Source organism: Rhodococcus sp. IEGM 1330 (assembly GCF_033142445.1).
Classification (GTDB): Bacteria; Actinomycetota; Actinomycetes; order Mycobacteriales; family Mycobacteriaceae; genus Rhodococcoides.
The window spans coordinates 15,310-31,799 of record NZ_JAWLSB010000012.1 but is presented as its reverse complement, the minus strand read 5'-3'; the positions used below and the strand labels follow the sequence as shown (position 1 = coordinate 31,799).

Below are 16,490 nucleotides of genomic sequence, written 5' to 3'. Positions count from 1 at the left end.
CTACTCAGCGCGGCGATCCCACCGGCGGCTTGACGGCCGTCACCGGGCAGTGGGCCTCCAGCAGTACGCGCTGAGAGATGCTGCCCATGAACAGTTTTCCGACGGGCGATCGGCGTCTGATGCCGATCACCACGAGCTGGACCTGCTCATCGAACGACAGGTCGATCAGGTTGTCGGCGTGTGAGCGGCCGGGCTCGTTGTCGTGGACCTTGGTCGTCACACCGACGGCAGACACCTCGTCTCGGGCCGATTCGACAGTGGCACCGAACTCGGCGTCGGACGCGCTGGTGTCCTCGGCGACGATGATCAGATCGGTTCCGCGCATGAGCGCCTCACGAAACGCGAAGGGCAGCGCGCTTTTTCCTTCGGTGGTCGGCGAGTAGCCGACAATGACGGTCATCGGGTCACCGGCGTGACGAGGGTGCCGTCGGCCAGGAATCGATCGAGGTTTTCGAGCGTGAGCGCTTCCATTGCGGCGCGGGTCTCCACCGTTCCGCTGCCCACGTGCGGCAGCAAGACCACGTTGTCCATGGCCAGCAGGGCGTCGGGCACGTTCGGTTCGTGTGCGAACACGTCCAGACCGGCTCCGGCGAGCTGCCCCGCCGCGAGCAGCTCGATGAGTGCCCCCTCGTCGACGACGCTTCCGCGCGCCACGTTGATCAGGTATCCCTGCGGCCCCAGCGCTTCGAGCACCGAGCGGTCCACGAGATGGGCGGTTCCCGAACCACCGGACGCGGCGACGATCAGCACATCGACGCTGCCGGCGAGCACCTGAGGACTGGCTGCGTACGTGTACGGGGAGCCGTCGATCTCGTTGCGATTGTGGTACGAGATGGTGCATCGAAAACCGTTGAGCCGTTCGGCAATTGCCGAACCGATGCGGCCGAGGCCGATGATACCGACGCGCTTGCCGGTGACCTGACGCGTCAGTGGACTGTTGCCCTCGGCCGGCCAGCGGCCCGCCCGAACGAATCGCTCGGCGGACGAGAGCCCGCGCACGGTGTCGATCACCAATCCGACGGCCAGATCTGCGACGCAGTCGGTCAACACATCCGGAGTGTTGCTGACGGCGATGCCGCGTTCGTCCGCCGCCGCCACGTCGGTGGTGTCGTACCCGACGCCGAAGTGGACGACTGCTCCCAGCTGCGGCAGCCGCTTCATCAGCGGGGCGTCGACGCCGGTCCGACCGGAGGTGACGACCGCGGTGATCGAGTCACCGTGTGCGGTCAGAAAGTCGTCGCGGTCCTCGCCGTCGGGGAGGACCAATGCGTCGTAGTCTGAATTCAAGGTGTCCATCAGCGAAGGCTTGAGCGGTCCGACTCGGAGTACCCGACCGGCTCGGCGCGAATCCTCCTTGGATGCAGTCGGTTTCGTTGAGCTGACGGTAACCATTGTTCTCCTCGCGAGATGGTGGAGCGTGCGCTTTTCCTGTACGGTATTCCGCTTCCGGAATACCTGTCCAACACGTAAATAACATGGACCGATACCCAAACGGCATGGACCACGCCGTATCGGCACAGGCTGCCCTTACCAGACGTGCCATCCGGCCTGGTCAGTCCACTGCCTATGTGATCCAAAGCAGGGAATGACTGCCGATGTGACCCACAGAACTGCCACAAAGCCGGAAATGTCCGGTTGACGGTGGACTTCGCGCACTCCTACCGTGTGTCTACCGTCACAGATTCGGCTGCGACTCGCAGACGCGGATCCTTTTCCCACTGGAGGCCATCATGAGCCCTGCACTCTCCGTGCAGCAGGGACGGACCCATCGCGTCGCCGCAATAGCTGTTGGCGCACTGTCACTTTCACTTGTCGCCAGCGGATGCACCGTCGCCAATTCCAACAACGGCGACGCCGGCAACGCGGACACGCTCCGAATCGTCCTTCAGGAGGAACCGCCGACACTCGAGGCATGCGATGTGTCGATGACGGCCATCGGCGTCGTGACGCGCTCGAACATCACCGAGCCACTCGCCGAACGAAATCCGAGCACCGGCGCGCTCGAACCCAAGCTGGCCGAATCCTGGGTACAGAACTCCGACCGAGAATGGACGTTCCGGCTCCACCCCGGCGTCACGTTCAGCGACGGCAGCCCGTTCGAGGCAGCAGACGCCGCCCACTCGATCGAACGGACCGTCAACTCCGATCTCGCCTGCAATGTGGAGGGCTACGTTTTCGGCGACGCCGACCTGACGGTGACTGTCGTCGATCCACTGACTCTGACCGTCGCCGCGCCGGAGGCCGACCCCATCCTCCCGCTCCGGGTGTCGTTCATCGAGATGGTGCCGCGGACCACCAGCATGACCGAACGAGTCCGCCAGCCGATCGGCACGGGACCGTACGTCATCGACTACTGGAACGCCGGACAAAAGCTGTCCCTCGTCAGAAACGAGACCTACTGGGGCGACGCACCGGACTACGCACGCGCCGACTACCAGTGGCGAAGTGAGGGAAGCGTCCGGGCCTCCATGGTCCTCAACGGTGAGGCCGAGCTCGCAACGTCACTCGGACCCGAGGACGGTGCCGGAGAGCTGGGTGTCGCCTACCCGAACAACGAAACCACGGCCGTGCGAATACAACTCGAAGAGACCCCGCTCGACGACATCCGTGTTCGGCAGGCCATCAATTACTCCGTCAACCGCGACGGCATCGTCAAGGCCCTGTTCCGTGGACTCGGAGAGCCTGCTGCGCAGCTTATTTCGGAAGGCGTCATCGGCTACAACGACGAGCTGACACCCTGGCCCTACGATCCCGACAAGGCCAGAGCTCTCCTCGACGAGGCCCGCGCCGACGGAGTTCCCGTGGACACCCCGATCAGAATGATCGGACGCACAGGCCAGTTCCCCAAAGTGAACGAGACCCTGGAAGTCATTCAGAACGCCTTGTCGAAGATCGGAATGAACGTCTCGATCGAGATGACCGACTCCGCAGGAACAGCCGAGTACCAGGAGCGACCGTTCCCGAAGGTCGGGCCGTATCTGCTCGTCATTCAGCACGGAAACCAGGCCGGTGACGCCGCGTTCACCGCCGACCAGTACCTGCGCAGCGATGGATTCCAAAGTGCCGGTGGCACTCCCGAATTCGATGCACGCGTAGCCGAGGCGGGGGCGAAGACCGGCATCGAACGTCAGGATGCCTACGCACAAGTATTTGCCGACGAGCCGAAGGAGGTCATGCAGATGGCCTTCATCGCACACATGAACGGGGTGCTCGCCAAGGCCGACTCCGTCGACTACGCCCCGAACTCGGCCACGGTCGACGAAATGCACCTCGCCGCGATGACCCGCGCCGATACCGAGAGGCCCTGACATGTTCAGATTTCTGCGCCGACGGATATACACCAGCCTGATCCCGCTGTTCGTCGTCCTGCTTGGCGTGTTCTTCCTCGCCCGTCTCACCGGCGACCCGACCAGCCTCTACCTACCCGAGTCCGCGACCGCGGCCCAACGCGAGGCCTTCCGCGCCACCAACGGCTTCGACCAACCGGTCCTGACCCAGCTGGTGGACTACTTCAAAGGCGTCGTCCAGCTCGACTTCGGTCAGTCGCTGCGCACCGGCGAGGACGCGGCGGCGATGGCTCTACGGGCCTTCCCAGCCACCCTGCAACTGGCATTCGCGACGATGTTCCTCGCGATCCTCGGCGCCGTGATCATCGGATGCTGGGCCGCATACCGGCCCAACTCGCTGGCCGACCGCATCTCCAGCTTGCTGTCGATGACGGCCGCCAGCATCCCCGACTTCTGGTTCGCAATCATGGGCGTCTACGTGTTCGCCATCCTGTTCGGGTGGTTGCCCACCTCGGGTGTGGACAGCGGAATGCTCTCCTGGGTACTCCCCATCGCCACGCTGCTCATTCGCCCCCTCGGTGTGCTGACTCAGGTGGTGCGCGGCGCCATGGTTTCGGCCCTGTCGGCACCGTACGTCCGACTTGCCCGCAGTAAGGGGGCGGGCGATCTCCGCGTCGTCACACACCATGCGCTGCGCAACGCCGCGGCACCGGCCCTGACCGTGGCCGGCGACCTGATGGTCGGCCTCGTCAACGGCGCGGTGGTCGTCGAGGCGATCTTCGGCTGGCCGGGCATCGGAAAGCTGATGATCGACGCCATCCTGCAGCGCGATTTCGCCGTCCTACAGGCGGCTGTTCTGTTGACGGCGGTGAGCATCTTCATCCTCAACATCGTCATCGACGCCTGCTACGCACTGCTCGACGCCCGGGTTCGCGACAAGGTGAAGGTCTAGGAGAAACTGATGTCACTCGACTTCGAAGCACCGAAAACGTCCGAGCCCGAGGATGTTCCACCTGCGGTTCCGATGGAAGCCCGCAAGGCATCGGCTCCGCTGTGGAAGCTGCTCCTGCGAGACAGGGTGGCCACCGTCGCCGCCGCGATCCTGGTGCTGGTCTTCCTCACCGCGATCTTCGGCCCGATGTTGGTCGGCGACTCCGCGACCGATCAGGATCTGGACCGCTCCAACCTCCCACCGTTCACCCTCGACACCGGTTGGATGAACATTCTCGGTACCGATCCACTGGGGCGCAGCATGTTCGCCCGACTGGTCGTGGCGAGCAGAACCACACTCTCGGTGGCCATTCCAGCCGTGATCCTCTCGGCGGTCATCGGCTCGTTCATCGGCATGTGGGCCGGTTTCCACCGCGGATGGCGCGAGACCGCAGCGATGCGTGTCGCCGATGTCATCCTCAGCTTCCCGTCGTTGCTGATGGCCGTGGTGGTGCTCTACGTCTTCTCCCCCAGTGCCGCGAACATCGTTCTGGTTCTGACCGTCACGCGTATCCCGATCTACCTGCGTACCGCCCGCGCCGAGTCGGCCGAGTTGCAGAGTCGGCTGTTCGTCGACGCCGCACGCACGTTCGGTGCGAAGAGCGGGTCGGTGATCCGGCGGCATGTTGCCCCGATTCTGTTGCCGACGCTGCTCACCGTTGCGACTCTGGACTTCTGCTTCGTCATTCTCGCCGAGTCGTCGTTGAGCTTCCTGGGCATAGGCATTCAGCCACCGGATGTCTCCTGGGGCCTGATGGTTTCGCAGGGCCGCACCTATCTGCAGACTGCGTGGTGGCTCTCGTTCTTCCCCGGCCTGGCTATCGTGTTGACGACCGTCTCGGCCACTGTCCTCGCCGCCTGGGCCCGCATCGCCACCGATCCGGCACAGCGGTGGCGACTCAATGTCCCCCGCTCCAAGCGGTCTCGCCTGATCTCCGCACGAAAGGTCGTCTCATGAGCGCACCGGCAACCGCAACGCTGCGACCCGACTCCGGCAGCGTCGCCCTGGACGTGCGCGGACTGACCGTCGATCTGCGGACGCCGTCGGGTGTCATTCGCGCCGTCGACAACGTCACCTTCAGCGCCCGCCGCGGTGAAACCCTTGCTCTGCTGGGTGAATCGGGCTGCGGCAAGTCGATGACGGCACAGGCCATCGTCGGGTTGCTCGAGCCGATCGCAGACATCACCGGCGGCTCGGTGGAAATGGGCGACGTCGACTTGGTCACCGCCAAGACCAAGGTTCGACGAACCATCGCGGCCACCGAACTGGCCATCGTGTTCCAGGACGCGCTCACCGCCCTCAATCCCGTCTACACCGTGGGAACCCAACTGGCCGAGCCGTTTCGGATCCATCGCGGCATGTCCGGCAAGCAAGCACGGGCGGAGGCCATCGCGCTGATGGCCCGAGTGGGTATCCCCGAGCCCGAATCACGCGCCGATTCCTACCCGCACCAGTTCTCCGGTGGCATGCGTCAGCGCCTGCTGATCGCGATGGCCGTGGCACTGAGTCCGTCGGTACTGCTCGCCGACGAACCGACCACCGCCCTCGACGTGACGGTGCAGGCTCAGATCATGGCTCTGCTCAAAGAACTCCGCACCGAGCACGATATGGCCGTCGTACTCATCACCCACGACCTCGCCCTCGTGGCCGAGGAGGCCGACCAGGTCGCGATCATGTACGCGGGAAACGTCGTCGAGACCGGGCCGGTGTCCGAGGTATTCGGCGCACCGCGACACCCGTACACCAAGGGGCTGCTCGACTCGGTACCCGTACACGCCGTCCGCGGTGAGGATCTGAAGTCGATCGGCGGCACCCCACCGGACCTCCATTCCATCCCCGACGGATGCGTGTATCAGGCCCGCTGCCCGATCGCCCGCGACATCTGCATCAGTACTCGCCCTCCGCTCGAATCCGTCGGCACCGGCCGGATGTCGGCATGCCACTTCCCGAACGAGGTATCCAGCCATGTCTGAGCAACTGTTGACCGTCCGCGGCCTGAACAAGACCTTCGACGTCGGCCGAGGCAAGCTCCGCGCCCTCGACGCCATCGACCTGGATCTGCGGCGCGGTGAGACCCTCGGACTCGTGGGCGAATCCGGCTGCGGCAAGTCCACTCTCGCACGCACCCTGATGATGCTCGAACGACCCGACTCGGGCACCGTCGCCTTCGACGGCATCGATCCATTCGCTCTGCGCGGCAAGGAACTCCTCGCGTGGCGTCGACGAGTACAGATGGTGTTTCAGGACCCGTACGGTTCACTGAACTCGCGGATGACGGCCGGGGACATCATCGGCGAGCCCTGGCGAACCCACAAGAGCCTCTACAAGACTCGCCGCGATCGCTCCGCACGCGTGCGTGAGCTGCTGCATCTGGTGGGACTTCGGCCGAGTGACGAGAACCGATTCCCACAAGAGTTTTCCGGCGGTCAACGCCAACGCCTCGGCATCGCGCGGGCCCTGGCGCTGAACCCCGACGTGATCATCTGCGACGAACCGGTCTCGGCACTCGATCTCTCGGTTCAGGCTCAGGTCCTCAACCTGCTCAACGACCTGCAGAAGCAACTCGGCATCTCCTACGTGTTCATCTCACACGATCTGTCGGTCGTCCGCCACGTCGCCGATCGCGTCGCGGTGATGTACCTGGGCCGTATCGTCGAATCCGGTGCCACCGAAGCAGTATTCGAGCGTCCCGCCCATCCGTACACCGCGGCATTGATGTCGGCGGCACCCACACTCGACGCGTCGACCCGGGGAACGAAGATCCTGTTGAAGGGTGAGGTACCGTCACCGCTGAATCCACCGTCGGGATGCCGGTTCCGCACGCGCTGCTGGAAAGCGACCGAACTGTGCGCCAGTGAAGCACCCCCGGTGGCGCTCGACGCCGACGAGGCCGATCACATCGCCGAATGCCACTACCCACTCGTCGCAGGCAATCTCGGCCTCGTCGCTGCCGGGACGTGATGGCGACACACCTGAGCGTCACCGGATTCGTCGTCGTCGCCCTGGCCATCTTCTTCGCATCGGCGATGCAGGCGTCCATCGGATTCGGCATGGGCATGCTCGCCGCGCCGATCGTCGCCATCGTCGACCCCGGCCTCATCCCGGCAACGCTGATCATGCTCGCCGTTGTCGTCAGTGTGCTTGTGCTGTTTCGTGATCGCACGGCCCTCGACCTCTCGGGTGCGGGGTGGGCGCTCGCCGGTCGCCTACCCGGTTCCATGGTGGGTGCACTTCTGCTCGTCCTGTTGCCCGAACGCGGACTCGCGATTCTGCTGGCGCTGGTGGTGTTGGGCGGCGTCGCACTGACGTCGTTCGGCTGGGTCCCGTTGCCGCACAGACGCAATCTGGTGGTAGCCGGGGCCGCGTCGGGAATTCTGGGAACCGCGACCTCCATCGGCGGACCCCCGATGGCGCTGGTGTGGCAACGCAACACCGGTGCCGAGCTGCGCAGCACCATGAGCTGCTTCTTTCTCGTCGGCTCGCTCATCTCGCTGGCGGTACTGGCGGTGGCCGGCGCTGTGGATGCCCATACGGCCACGCTGTTCGTGTTCCTGGCCCCGGCGACGATTCTCGGCTTCCTGCTGTCACGGGTGGTCAATCGAGTTCTCGACCGTCGACGCCTGCGCATCGTCGCGATCACCGTTTCCGCCGTCGGCGCGCTCGTGCTCGTCACCCAGCAGGTTCTTTCTCTGTTGTGAGGCTCGACGCGTCACGTGTCGCATCGGCTCCAGTGGGTAGTCGGTGCGAATGACTACGAACAACACGCGCGCGCTGATCGTCGGTGCCACCGGTATCTCCGGGCAGGCCCTGTGCCGCGCCGCACTCGATGCCGGCTGGACCACCTACGGACTGAGCCGCAGCGGAAGTGTCCCCGTCGACGGTGTCATCCCCGTGGCCGCCGATCTGCTCGACCCGAACTCGCTGGAAGACGCTCTGAACGAAGTCCGCCCCGAGGTCGTGTTCTTCACCGCCTGGATGAAGAAGGACTCGGAGCAGGAGAACATCGAGGTCAATTCGGCGACGCTACGCAACGTGCTCAACGTCCTCGGCCCCCTCGATTCGGTGAAGCACGTCGCCCTGATGACCGGCCTCAAGCACTACCTCGGACCTTTCGATGCCTACGGCGAGGCAGTGATGGCCGAGACGCCGTTCCACGAAACCGAGGACCGCCTCGACACCCCGAACTTCTACTACGCCCAGGAAGACGAACTGTTCGCCGGTGCGGAGAAGTTCGGATTCGGCTGGAGCGTGCACCGCGCCCACACCATCTCCGGCTTCGCGGTCGGCAATGCGATGAACATGATGCTGACGCTGTCCGTCTACGCGTCGATCTGCAAGGAACTCGGCGAGAAGTTCGTGTTCCCCGGCTCCGAAACGCAATGGAACGGGCTCACCGACCTCACCGACGCGGACCTGCTCGCCGAGCAGATGCTCTGGGCCGCAACCGATGACAACGCACACAACGAAGCCTTCAACATCGCCAACGGTGACGTCTTCCGCTGGCGCTGGCTGTGGCCGCAGTTCGCCGACATGTTCGGCGTCGAGCCCGAGGGCTACGACAGCGAGCCTCGACCACTCGAACCCCGCATGTCCGACGCGGCCGCAACGTGGAAGCGCATCGCCGAGAAGCACGATCTGGTCGAAAGCGACGTCTCACGTCTCGCGTCGTGGTGGCACACCGACGGTGACCTCGGCCGCGACATGGAATGCCTGACCGACATGAACAAGTCGAAGAAGGCCGGGTTCCTGGGCTTCCGATCGACCCCGGACGCCATCGCCTCGGTGATGCAGCGCTACCGCGATGCGCGCCTGATTCCCTAGAGCGGCTTCGCCGCATGTGCGCGGAACTTCGACCCCTGCTACGAAGTTCCACTCACATGGCGGTGGTGCCCTCGGTCAGATCCCGCACCTCGGCGTACCGCTCACGGACCGCCGGGGTCGGGTCGGCCTCGTACGTCTGCGACCGACCCTGAGCCCACTTCGGCGGCTCGCTGGTCCCCGCGAGAGTCCACGCGGCCTGGCGCGCGGCACCGTCGGCGACATATTCACCCGGCTCGGGCACGATCACCGGTACGCCGAGGATCGCCGGGGCCAACTCTCGTAACGCAGCAGATTTCGCGCCGCCGCCGATGAGAAGCACCCGTTTCGTCTCCACCCCCTGTGCCCGCAGGTGATCGATGCCGTCGGCCAAACCGCACAGCAACCCTTCGACGGCCGCGCGCGCCAGGTGGCCCGGCGTCGAATTGTTCAGTCGCAGGCCGTGAATCGCACCGGACGCATCGGGACGGTTGGGGGTGCGCTCACCCTCGAGGTAGGGTACCAACACCAGGCCTTCGCTTACCGTCGACAGCGCCAATCGAGACAGTTCGTCATGGTCGACGCCCAGTAGACGCGCAGTCGCATCGAGCACCCGGGCCGCGTTGAGGGTGCACACCAACGGCAACTGCCGGCCGGTGGCGTCGGCGAATCCAGCGACGAGACCCGAACCGTCCGCTGCCGCAGCCGATGTCACCGCCGATACGACGCCGGAGGTTCCCACCGACACGATCACGTCACCGGGCTGCGCATCGAGAGCCAGCGCGGCCGCGGCGTTGTCCCCGGTCCCGGGCCCGATCAGCGCCCCGGCCTGCGTGCGGCCGATGGCCTCGTTCGGCGCGGCCACTCGCGGCAACAACGGATTGCGATCACGAAAACCCAACTGCAACAGATCTGTTCGATACTCGCCGGACGCCGCCGAAAAGTACCCGGTGCCACTGGCGTCGCCTCGATCGGTGGCCAGGGAACCCAGCCCGGATGCGCCGCCGAGCTGCCAGCTGAGCCAATCGTGCGGAAGACACACAGCCGCAGTGCGATCGGCGTTCTCCGGCTCGTGGTCGGCAAGCCATCGCAACTTGGCGACGGTGATCGAGGCCAGGGGGACCACTCCGACGGCGTCGGCCCAGGCCTGCCCTCCGTCGACGCCGGTCTCCTTCCCCAGCTCGGACACCAAGTCCGACGCGGCCTGCGCCGACCGAGTGTCGTTCCACAGCAGGGCTTTACGGACCACTGCTCCTGGCTCGTCGAGACAGACCATGCCGTGCTGCTGCGCACCGACCGACACCGCGTCCACATCGTCGAGTCCGCCTGCTGCTGCGACTGCCTCGTCGAGCGCGTCTTTCCAGCGCTGCGGGTCGATCTCGGTGCCGTCGGGATGGGCGGCTCGTCCCTGGCGCACCAACTCTCCCGATTCGGCATCGCGAACGAAGACTTTGCACGATTGGGTGGAGGAGTCGATTCCTGCAACGAGAGCCACGATGAGCCGGTCCTTTCCTACGCAAGTGTGACTTGGACCCTACCCGCGGGGTTGGACCGCCTCGGTCACGACGGTGCGCGCATAGGCGATGGCCTGCGGCGTGGTCTCGAAAACACGGCGCGCCTCGTCGTCCTTGGTGGTGAACACACCCAGCGCCGTCATCGGCCGCACATGTTCGGGTTTGGCTGCGGAGACGAGGACGGTGATGTGTCGGTGTTCGAGCGCGGTGATCGTGTCCTTGAGGACGATGGCTCCGGTGGCATCGATGGTGGTCACTCGTGACATGCGCAGGATCACCACTTTCACGTCCGACACGTCGGCGAGCTCGAGCAGAAAGCTGTGCGCGGCTCCGAAGAACAGAGCGCCGTCGATCCGGTAGGCGACGATGTGCTCGCGCAGCAAGTCTTCTTCTTCATTCGAGACCGCGTCGAGAGCATCCAGGGGAACCTGCTCGACCGTGGCCGATCGCGCGACGGCGCGCAGGGCCAGCACCGCAGCGAACCCGACACCGACCGCCACCGCCGTCACCAGGTCGAAGACGACCGTGACGAGAAAGGTCGACACCATCACCACGGTATCTCCACGACCGGCGCGGGAAATTGCCCGGATGGACGCCGTTTCGACCATGCGTACCGTCGTCGCCAGGAGCACCCCGGCGAGGGCTGCGAGTGGAATGTCGGCCACCAAGCCCGCGGCGGAGTACATGATCGCGGCGAGGATCACGGCATGGGTGAGCGCGGCGAGCCTGGTGCGTGCTCCGGATCGAACGTTGACGGCAGTGCGGGCGATGGCACCGGTGGCGGGGATCCCGCCGAACAACGGCGCGGCGATGTTCGCCAGCCCTTGCCCGAACAGTTCACGGTCGGGGTTGTGCCGCGCGCCGACGCCCATCGAGTCCGCCGCGGTCGCGGACAGCAGTGATTCCAGGGCCGCCAGCGCAGCGACGGCGAATGCCGGTGCCAACAACGCCGTCACGTCACCGAGGTGGAAGAAGCTCAGGCTTGGGGCGGACAACGACGACGGAATGGTGCCGATGCGGGCGATGTCGAGGTCGAACAGTTGGGTGATCACCGTTGCTCCGGCGACCGCAACCAAAGAGAACGGGACTTTCGGAGCCAGGCGGCCACCGACGAGCATGACGATCGCGACCGTGACGGCCACGGTGGGTGTCAGAACGCTCGCGTGCGAGACGAACGAGCGCACCGCGTCGAACGCGGATTGCCACACCTTCTCACCCTCGGCGTCGGTGATACCCAGGGCCGACGGAACCTGTTGCAGCGCAATGACGACGGCGATGCCTGCAGTGAACCCTTCGATGACGGGTGCCGGCATGTACCGGACGGCTCGACCGACGCCGGCAGCGGCGAGCGCGAGCAGGATGACCCCGGCCATCAGCCCGACGGCGAGCACTCCGGTCGGCCCGTATTCGGCGACGATCGGCACGAGCACCACCGTCATGGCACCGGTCGGACCGGACACCTGGAACCGTGATCCGCCGAACACCGCGGCGACGACTCCCGCGATGATCGCCGTGGTCAGGCCGGCCGCTGCACCCAGCCCGGTACTGACGCCGAAGCCGAGCGCAAGCGGCAACGCGACAAGGGCCACGATCAGACCGGCGAGCAGATCCGCACCGGGCGCGCGGAAGGCGGGTTTCCACTCGCTCCATCTGGGCAGGAGCGCTGTGACAGCCCTCGAGGCGTCGGTCTTACGGTCGGGTTTCGTCGGTTCGGACATGTGACGCTCTCTGAGAACTCATCGATCCTGATCCATCTGATTGCTAAGTTTAGCAAGTAATGAATCAGGTGAACAGCGACGTGAGCCAGACCATCCGAGGCCGTCGGGTCAGGTGCGCGCTCCGGACTCGCCTTCCAGCAGCTCGGCCTGGTTGGCCACCACTCCCGTGAGTATTTCCCGCGCAACGACCAACAGGTCCGCCACCTTCGGCGACGTCAACGTGTAGGACACCGACAGGCCTTCCCGAGTGCCTTCGATGAGACCGGCGCGCCGCAGGATGGACAACTGCTGGGACAGATTGGCCGGCTCGATGCCGATTTCCGGAAGCATCTCGGACACGGCATGCTCGCGCTCGCTCAGCAATTCCAGCACCCGAATACGGGCGGGATGCGCCAACGTCTTGAAGAAGTCGGCTTTCATTCTGTAGAGCGGCCGGCTCGAATCCGTGGCCATGAAGTCCTCCCCTGGCACCCGCCACCGCGCAGCAGGCTACTTGCGAACACTAGCAATCAACAGACGGAACTGGACGACCTCCCTGCCTGTCCCGAAACTCGACTACGTTCACTCCCATGCGCGGAGACCCCGAAGAATCCACCGACTTCAGGCTCACCGTGGCCACCGCGGCCCTCGACCTGTTCTCCGTCAAGGGCTACGAGTCGACGACGGTGGACGACATCGCCGGTGCCGCTGGAATCTCGCGTCGGACATTCTTTCGTCAGTTCCGCGCCAAGGAAGACGTCGTCTTCGCCGATCACGAAATACTGCTCGAGCAGGCCGGCGCGTTCCTCGAATCGAACGAGGGCGATCCCTGGCGGGCAGTATGCGATGCCGCGCAGTTGGTGTACGAGCGGTTTTCCGAGTGGCAGGACATGTCGCGGCTGCGCTACCAGGTGGTCCACAAGATCCCCGCACTGCGCGACCGAGAAATCGTCACCGTGTTCCGCTACGACCGACTCTTCGTCGAACACCTACAGCGAGTGCTGCCCGATCATTCCCACTTGGAGATCCTGCAGTTCTCCGCCTCGGTGACCGCGACGCACAACTACATCCTGCGGCGGATGATCCGCGACGGCCTGCCCACCTCCGTCGGCGATCTTCGGTCTGCGTTGGCGCAAGTGCGCGCACAGTTCGTCGGCGAGATCGTCGTTGCGTCCTTCCCTCGGGGCACATCGGTCAGCAAAGTCGTCGACGCGTTGGCAGATCACACAACAACGTGAGCTCGACGCCGCAACGTGGCACTCAGTGCCGTCTGATGCACATCCGGTCTTGAATCATGCGACGTGCAGTCGTACACTGGGCGCATCCTTGGCACTGAGTGCCCCCGCGTGGGCAGTGCTACCCCGACACACCGAGGAGCGTGGCCGACATGGCCGGAAATCCCGACTTCGATCTGTATCAATCGCCCGAAGAGCACGACGAACTGCGCGCGGCCATTCGGGCGCTCTCGGAGAAGGAGATCGCTCCGTACGCCAAAGAGGTCGACGAGGACTCCCGCTTCCCCGAGGAAGCACTCAAAGCGCTGAATGCCTCGGGCTTCAACGCCATCCACGTTCCCGAGGAATACGACGGCCAGGGTGCCGATTCTGTCGCTGCCTGCATCGTCATCGAAGAGGTCGCACGCGTCTGCGGCTCGTCCTCGCTGATCCCCGCGGTCAACAAGCTCGGCACGATGGGTCTGATCCTCAAGGGTTCCGAGGAACTCAAGAAGCAGGTCCTGCCGTCCCTGGCCGGTGGCGCGATGGCGTCGTACGCCCTGTCCGAGCGCGAAGCAGGATCCGACGCGGCCGCCATGCGAACCCGCGCCAAAGCAGACGGTGACGACTGGATCCTCAACGGTGCCAAGTGTTGGATCACCAACGGTGGCAAGTCCGAGTGGTACACGGTCATGGCCGTGACCGATCCCGACAAGGGTGCCAACGGCATCTCGTCGTTCATCGTGCACATCGACGACGAGGGCTTCAGTATCGGCCCGAAAGAGAAGAAGCTCGGCATCAAGGGCTCGCCCACCACCGAGCTGTACTTCGAGAACTGCAAGATCCCCGGCGATCGCATCATCGGCGATCCCGGTACCGGCTTCAAGACTGCGCTGGAAACGCTCGACCACACCCGCCCCACCATCGGCGCACAGGCCGTCGGCCTGGCACAGGGTGCCCTCGACGCAGCCATCGCATACACCAAGGACCGCAAGCAGTTCGGCAACGCGATCTCGAGCTTCCAGGCCGTGCAGTTCATGCTCGCCGACATGGCGATGAAGGTCGAAGCCGCTCGTCTGATGGTCTACAGCTCCGCGGCTCGCGCCGAGCGCGGTGAGAAGAACCTGGGATTCATCTCCGCGGCAGCGAAGTGCTTCGCTTCCGACGTGGCCATGGAGGTGACCACCGACGCCGTGCAGCTCTTCGGCGGTGCCGGCTACACCACCGACTTCCCGGTCGAGCGCATGATGCGCGACGCCAAGATCACCCAGATCTACGAGGGCACCAACCAGATTCAGCGTGTCGTCATGTCGCGGGCGCTGCTCAAATGAGCGACATCAACCTCGTAGGTGTCATCGGCGGCGGCACCATGGGAGCCGGCATCGCCGAGATGTGTGCTCGTTCCGGCAGTTCGGTGCTGATTCTGGAAACGAGCCAGGCCACCGCCGACGCAGCCGAAGCCCGCCTCGACAAGTCCTTCGCCCGCGCCGTCAAGTCCGGCCGCATCGAAGCCGACGCGGCCGAGAAGTCCCGTGCTGCAATCACGTTGACTCTGGACATCAACGACTTCGCAGACCGTGACCTCGTGGTGGAAGCGGCACCCGAGATCGAATCGCTGAAGCTGGATCTGTTCGGCAAGCTCGATTCCATCGTCAAACCCGAGGGAATCCTGGCGACCAACACCTCGTCGATCCCGGTCATCAAGATGGCCAACGCGACGAAGCGTCCCGACAAGGTCGTCGGAGTGCACTTCTTCAACCCCGTGCCGGTGCTGCCGTTGGTGGAGATCGTCGTCAGCCTGCTCACCAGCGAAGAAACCGTTGCAGCGGTGACGGACTACGCCGGAAACACGCTGGGCAAGAAGACGATCCGCGCAGGCGATCGCGCCGGATTCATCGTCAATGCCTTGCTCATCCCGTACATGGTTTCGGCCATCCGCATGCTCGAGTCCGGCTTCGCCAGCGCGGAGGACATCGACGAGGGCATGGTCAACGGTTGCGCACACCCCATGGGCCCGTTGCGTCTGACCGACACCGTCGGCCTCGACGTCACCCTCGCGGTGGCCGAGTCGCTGTACGCGGAGTTCCGCGAGCCGCACTACGCCCCGCCGCCGCTGCTGCAGCGCATGGTGGACGCCGGCATGCTGGGCCGCAAAACCGGTAAGGGTTTCTACACGTATTCGTAGTAGTCCCCCGCCTCTTTTGGATGAATGTGGCATTCAGCTTCTTGGGGAAGCTGAATGCCACATTCATCCGTTCGGGAGGCGCACACTGGAGTCGTTCCACAACACTGGGAGGCTTCATGAACATCGATCTCGACGGCCGCACCGCATTGATCTCCGGCTCCAGCCAAGGCATCGGACTGGCGATTGCCACCGAATTGGCCCGTGCCGGTGCGCGCGTCGTACTCAACGGACGCAGCGCATCCGCGCTCGATTCGGCCGAAGAACAACTGCTCACCGAGGTACCCGGTGCACGAGTGATCGTCGTGGCAGCTGATCTCGCGACGGCCGAAGGGGTAGAGACGCTGGTCGCAAAGGTTCCGGTGGTCGACATTCTGGTGAACAACCTCGGAATCTTCGGAGCCAAACCCGCTCTCGACATCGACGACGACGAATGGCGACGTTATTTCGAGGTGAACGTACTCTCGGCAATTCGGCTCATCCGCACGTATCTGCCGGCAATGACCGACGCGGGGTGGGGTCGAATTCAGAACATCTGCAGCGATTCCGCGGTCGTCATTCCCGAGGAGATGATCCATTACGGAATGACGAAGACCGCCCTACTCGCAGTGACCCGTGGATTTGCGAAAGCTGCTGCGGGGACGGGCGTTACGGTCAATTCGGTGATAGTCGGACCGACCCACACCGAGGGTGTCGAGAAGTGGGGGGGCCCCCCCCCCCGCGGCCCCCCAGCCCGGGGGGCGGGCCCCCCCCAAAAAAATAAGGACCCCCCCCCCCAACCCCCCCAACCCCCCCCCCCTGATCCCCA

The 16,490-nt window shown here is 64.8% G+C and carries 16 protein-coding genes; 11 read left to right on the top strand and 5 right to left on the bottom strand.

Features of this window, described 5'->3' with window-relative positions; genetic code table 11:
- Nucleotides 1–4: 4 nt before the first annotated feature.
- Together R4P57_RS23205 and R4P57_RS23200 are read right to left on the bottom strand one after the other, a co-directional pair.
- A complete protein-coding gene (locus R4P57_RS23205) occupies nt 5–400 on the bottom strand; it encodes a universal stress protein (RefSeq protein WP_317805216.1) in 396 nt (131 codons plus the stop codon).
- On the bottom strand, nt 397–1,392 hold the full coding sequence (locus tag R4P57_RS23200; RefSeq protein WP_317805214.1) for a 2-hydroxyacid dehydrogenase: 996 nt from the start codon (nt 1,390–1,392) through the stop codon (nt 397–399). Before R4P57_RS23200 ends, R4P57_RS23205 begins: the two co-directional genes overlap by 4 nt.
- A 338-nt stretch (nt 1,393–1,730) precedes the next feature.
- Here R4P57_RS23200 and R4P57_RS23195 point away from each other — a divergent pair, with 338 nt between their 5' ends.
- The 7 genes from R4P57_RS23195 to R4P57_RS23165 all read left to right on the top strand — a co-directional run bounded on the left by R4P57_RS23195 (nt 1,731) and on the right by R4P57_RS23165 (nt 9,099).
- Nucleotides 1,731–3,308: an ABC transporter substrate-binding protein gene (locus R4P57_RS23195; RefSeq protein WP_317805213.1), complete on the top strand. Its 1,578-nt coding sequence runs from the start codon at nt 1,731–1,733 to the stop codon at nt 3,306–3,308.
- Nucleotide 3,309: 1 nt separating this feature from the next.
- Entirely contained in the window at nt 3,310–4,239 is a 930-nt protein-coding gene (locus R4P57_RS23190) for an ABC transporter permease (protein WP_317805212.1), read from the top strand.
- Nucleotides 4,240–4,311: 72 nt separating this feature from the next.
- Nucleotides 4,312–5,235 (top strand): ABC transporter permease, encoded by a 924-nt coding sequence (locus tag R4P57_RS23185; protein ID WP_317805332.1) that lies wholly within the window; start codon nt 4,312–4,314, stop codon nt 5,233–5,235.
- A complete protein-coding gene (locus R4P57_RS23180; RefSeq protein WP_317805211.1) occupies nt 5,232–6,251 on the top strand; it encodes an ABC transporter ATP-binding protein in 1,020 nt (339 codons plus the stop codon). The genes R4P57_RS23185 and R4P57_RS23180 overlap by 4 nt, the downstream gene beginning before the upstream one ends.
- Nucleotides 6,244–7,239 carry an oligopeptide/dipeptide ABC transporter ATP-binding protein gene (locus R4P57_RS23175; RefSeq protein ID WP_317805210.1) on the top strand — a complete coding sequence of 332 codons (996 nt, stop codon included), beginning with the start codon at nt 6,244–6,246 and terminating at the stop codon, nt 7,237–7,239. The genes R4P57_RS23180 and R4P57_RS23175 overlap by 8 nt, the downstream gene beginning before the upstream one ends.
- The gene (locus tag R4P57_RS23170) at nt 7,239–7,976 is read left to right on the top strand and encodes a sulfite exporter TauE/SafE family protein (protein WP_411742421.1); all 738 of its coding nucleotides are present in this window, start codon (nt 7,239–7,241) and stop codon (nt 7,974–7,976) included. Before R4P57_RS23175 ends, R4P57_RS23170 begins: the two co-directional genes overlap by 1 nt.
- A gap of 49 nt (nt 7,977–8,025) precedes the next feature.
- Nucleotides 8,026–9,099: an SDR family oxidoreductase gene (locus R4P57_RS23165; RefSeq protein WP_317805209.1), complete on the top strand. Its 1,074-nt coding sequence runs from the start codon at nt 8,026–8,028 to the stop codon at nt 9,097–9,099.
- A 52-nt stretch (nt 9,100–9,151) separates the two neighbouring features.
- Here the strand turns inward: R4P57_RS23165 and R4P57_RS23160 are convergent, their stop codons facing one another.
- The 3 genes from R4P57_RS23160 to R4P57_RS23150 form a co-directional block, all read right to left on the bottom strand.
- Nucleotides 9,152–10,570, bottom strand: a complete 1,419-nt coding sequence (locus R4P57_RS23160) for a xylulokinase (RefSeq protein WP_317805208.1) — start codon at nt 10,568–10,570, stop codon at nt 9,152–9,154.
- A 39-nt stretch (nt 10,571–10,609) separates the two neighbouring features.
- Nucleotides 10,610–12,307 carry a SulP family inorganic anion transporter gene (locus tag R4P57_RS23155; RefSeq protein ID WP_317805207.1) on the bottom strand — a complete coding sequence of 566 codons (1,698 nt, stop codon included), beginning with the start codon at nt 12,305–12,307 and terminating at the stop codon, nt 10,610–10,612.
- A 108-nt stretch (nt 12,308–12,415) separates the two neighbouring features.
- Nucleotides 12,416–12,760 (bottom strand): ArsR/SmtB family transcription factor, encoded by a 345-nt coding sequence (locus tag R4P57_RS23150; protein ID WP_068048960.1) that lies wholly within the window; start codon nt 12,758–12,760, stop codon nt 12,416–12,418.
- A gap of 116 nt (nt 12,761–12,876) precedes the next feature.
- On the opposite strand from R4P57_RS23150, the gene R4P57_RS23145 reads away from it, so the two are divergent.
- From R4P57_RS23145 to R4P57_RS23130, 4 genes are all read left to right on the top strand, one after another.
- Complete coding sequence (locus R4P57_RS23145) at nt 12,877–13,524, top strand: TetR family transcriptional regulator (RefSeq protein ID WP_317805206.1); 648 nt, start codon at nt 12,877–12,879, stop codon at nt 13,522–13,524.
- Nucleotides 13,525–13,664: 140 nt separating this feature from the next.
- A complete protein-coding gene (locus tag R4P57_RS23140; protein ID WP_121871344.1) occupies nt 13,665–14,831 on the top strand; it encodes an acyl-CoA dehydrogenase in 1,167 nt (388 codons plus the stop codon).
- A 5-nt stretch (nt 14,832–14,836) separates the two neighbouring features.
- Nucleotides 14,837–15,685: a 3-hydroxybutyryl-CoA dehydrogenase gene (locus R4P57_RS23135; protein WP_317805329.1), complete on the top strand. Its 849-nt coding sequence runs from the start codon at nt 14,837–14,839 to the stop codon at nt 15,683–15,685.
- A gap of 116 nt (nt 15,686–15,801) precedes the next feature.
- Nucleotides 15,802–16,490, top strand: a 689-nt coding sequence (locus R4P57_RS23130; protein WP_317805205.1) for an SDR family oxidoreductase, incomplete at its 3' end; no start/stop codon positions are given.

Coding starts and splice junctions, on each gene's coding strand:
- R4P57_RS23205 (WP_317805216.1), bottom strand. CDS start 400: ATGACCGTCATTGTCGGCTACTCGCCGACCACCGAAGGAAAAAGCGCG.
- R4P57_RS23200 (WP_317805214.1), bottom strand. CDS start 1,392: ATGGTTACCGTCAGCTCAACGAAACCGACTGCATCCAAGGAGGATTCG.
- R4P57_RS23195 (WP_317805213.1), top strand. CDS start 1,731: ATGAGCCCTGCACTCTCCGTGCAGCAGGGACGGACCCATCGCGTCGCC.
- R4P57_RS23190 (WP_317805212.1), top strand. CDS start 3,310: ATGTTCAGATTTCTGCGCCGACGGATATACACCAGCCTGATCCCGCTG.
- R4P57_RS23185 (WP_317805332.1), top strand. CDS start 4,312: ATGGAAGCCCGCAAGGCATCGGCTCCGCTGTGGAAGCTGCTCCTGCGA.
- R4P57_RS23180 (WP_317805211.1), top strand. CDS start 5,232: ATGAGCGCACCGGCAACCGCAACGCTGCGACCCGACTCCGGCAGCGTC.
- R4P57_RS23175 (WP_317805210.1), top strand. CDS start 6,244: ATGTCTGAGCAACTGTTGACCGTCCGCGGCCTGAACAAGACCTTCGAC.
- R4P57_RS23170 (WP_411742421.1), top strand. CDS start 7,239: ATGGCGACACACCTGAGCGTCACCGGATTCGTCGTCGTCGCCCTGGCC.
- R4P57_RS23165 (WP_317805209.1), top strand. CDS start 8,026: ATGACTACGAACAACACGCGCGCGCTGATCGTCGGTGCCACCGGTATC.
- R4P57_RS23155 (WP_317805207.1), bottom strand. CDS start 12,307: ATGTCCGAACCGACGAAACCCGACCGTAAGACCGACGCCTCGAGGGCT.
- R4P57_RS23150 (WP_068048960.1), bottom strand. CDS start 12,760: ATGGCCACGGATTCGAGCCGGCCGCTCTACAGAATGAAAGCCGACTTC.
- R4P57_RS23145 (WP_317805206.1), top strand. CDS start 12,877: ATGCGCGGAGACCCCGAAGAATCCACCGACTTCAGGCTCACCGTGGCC.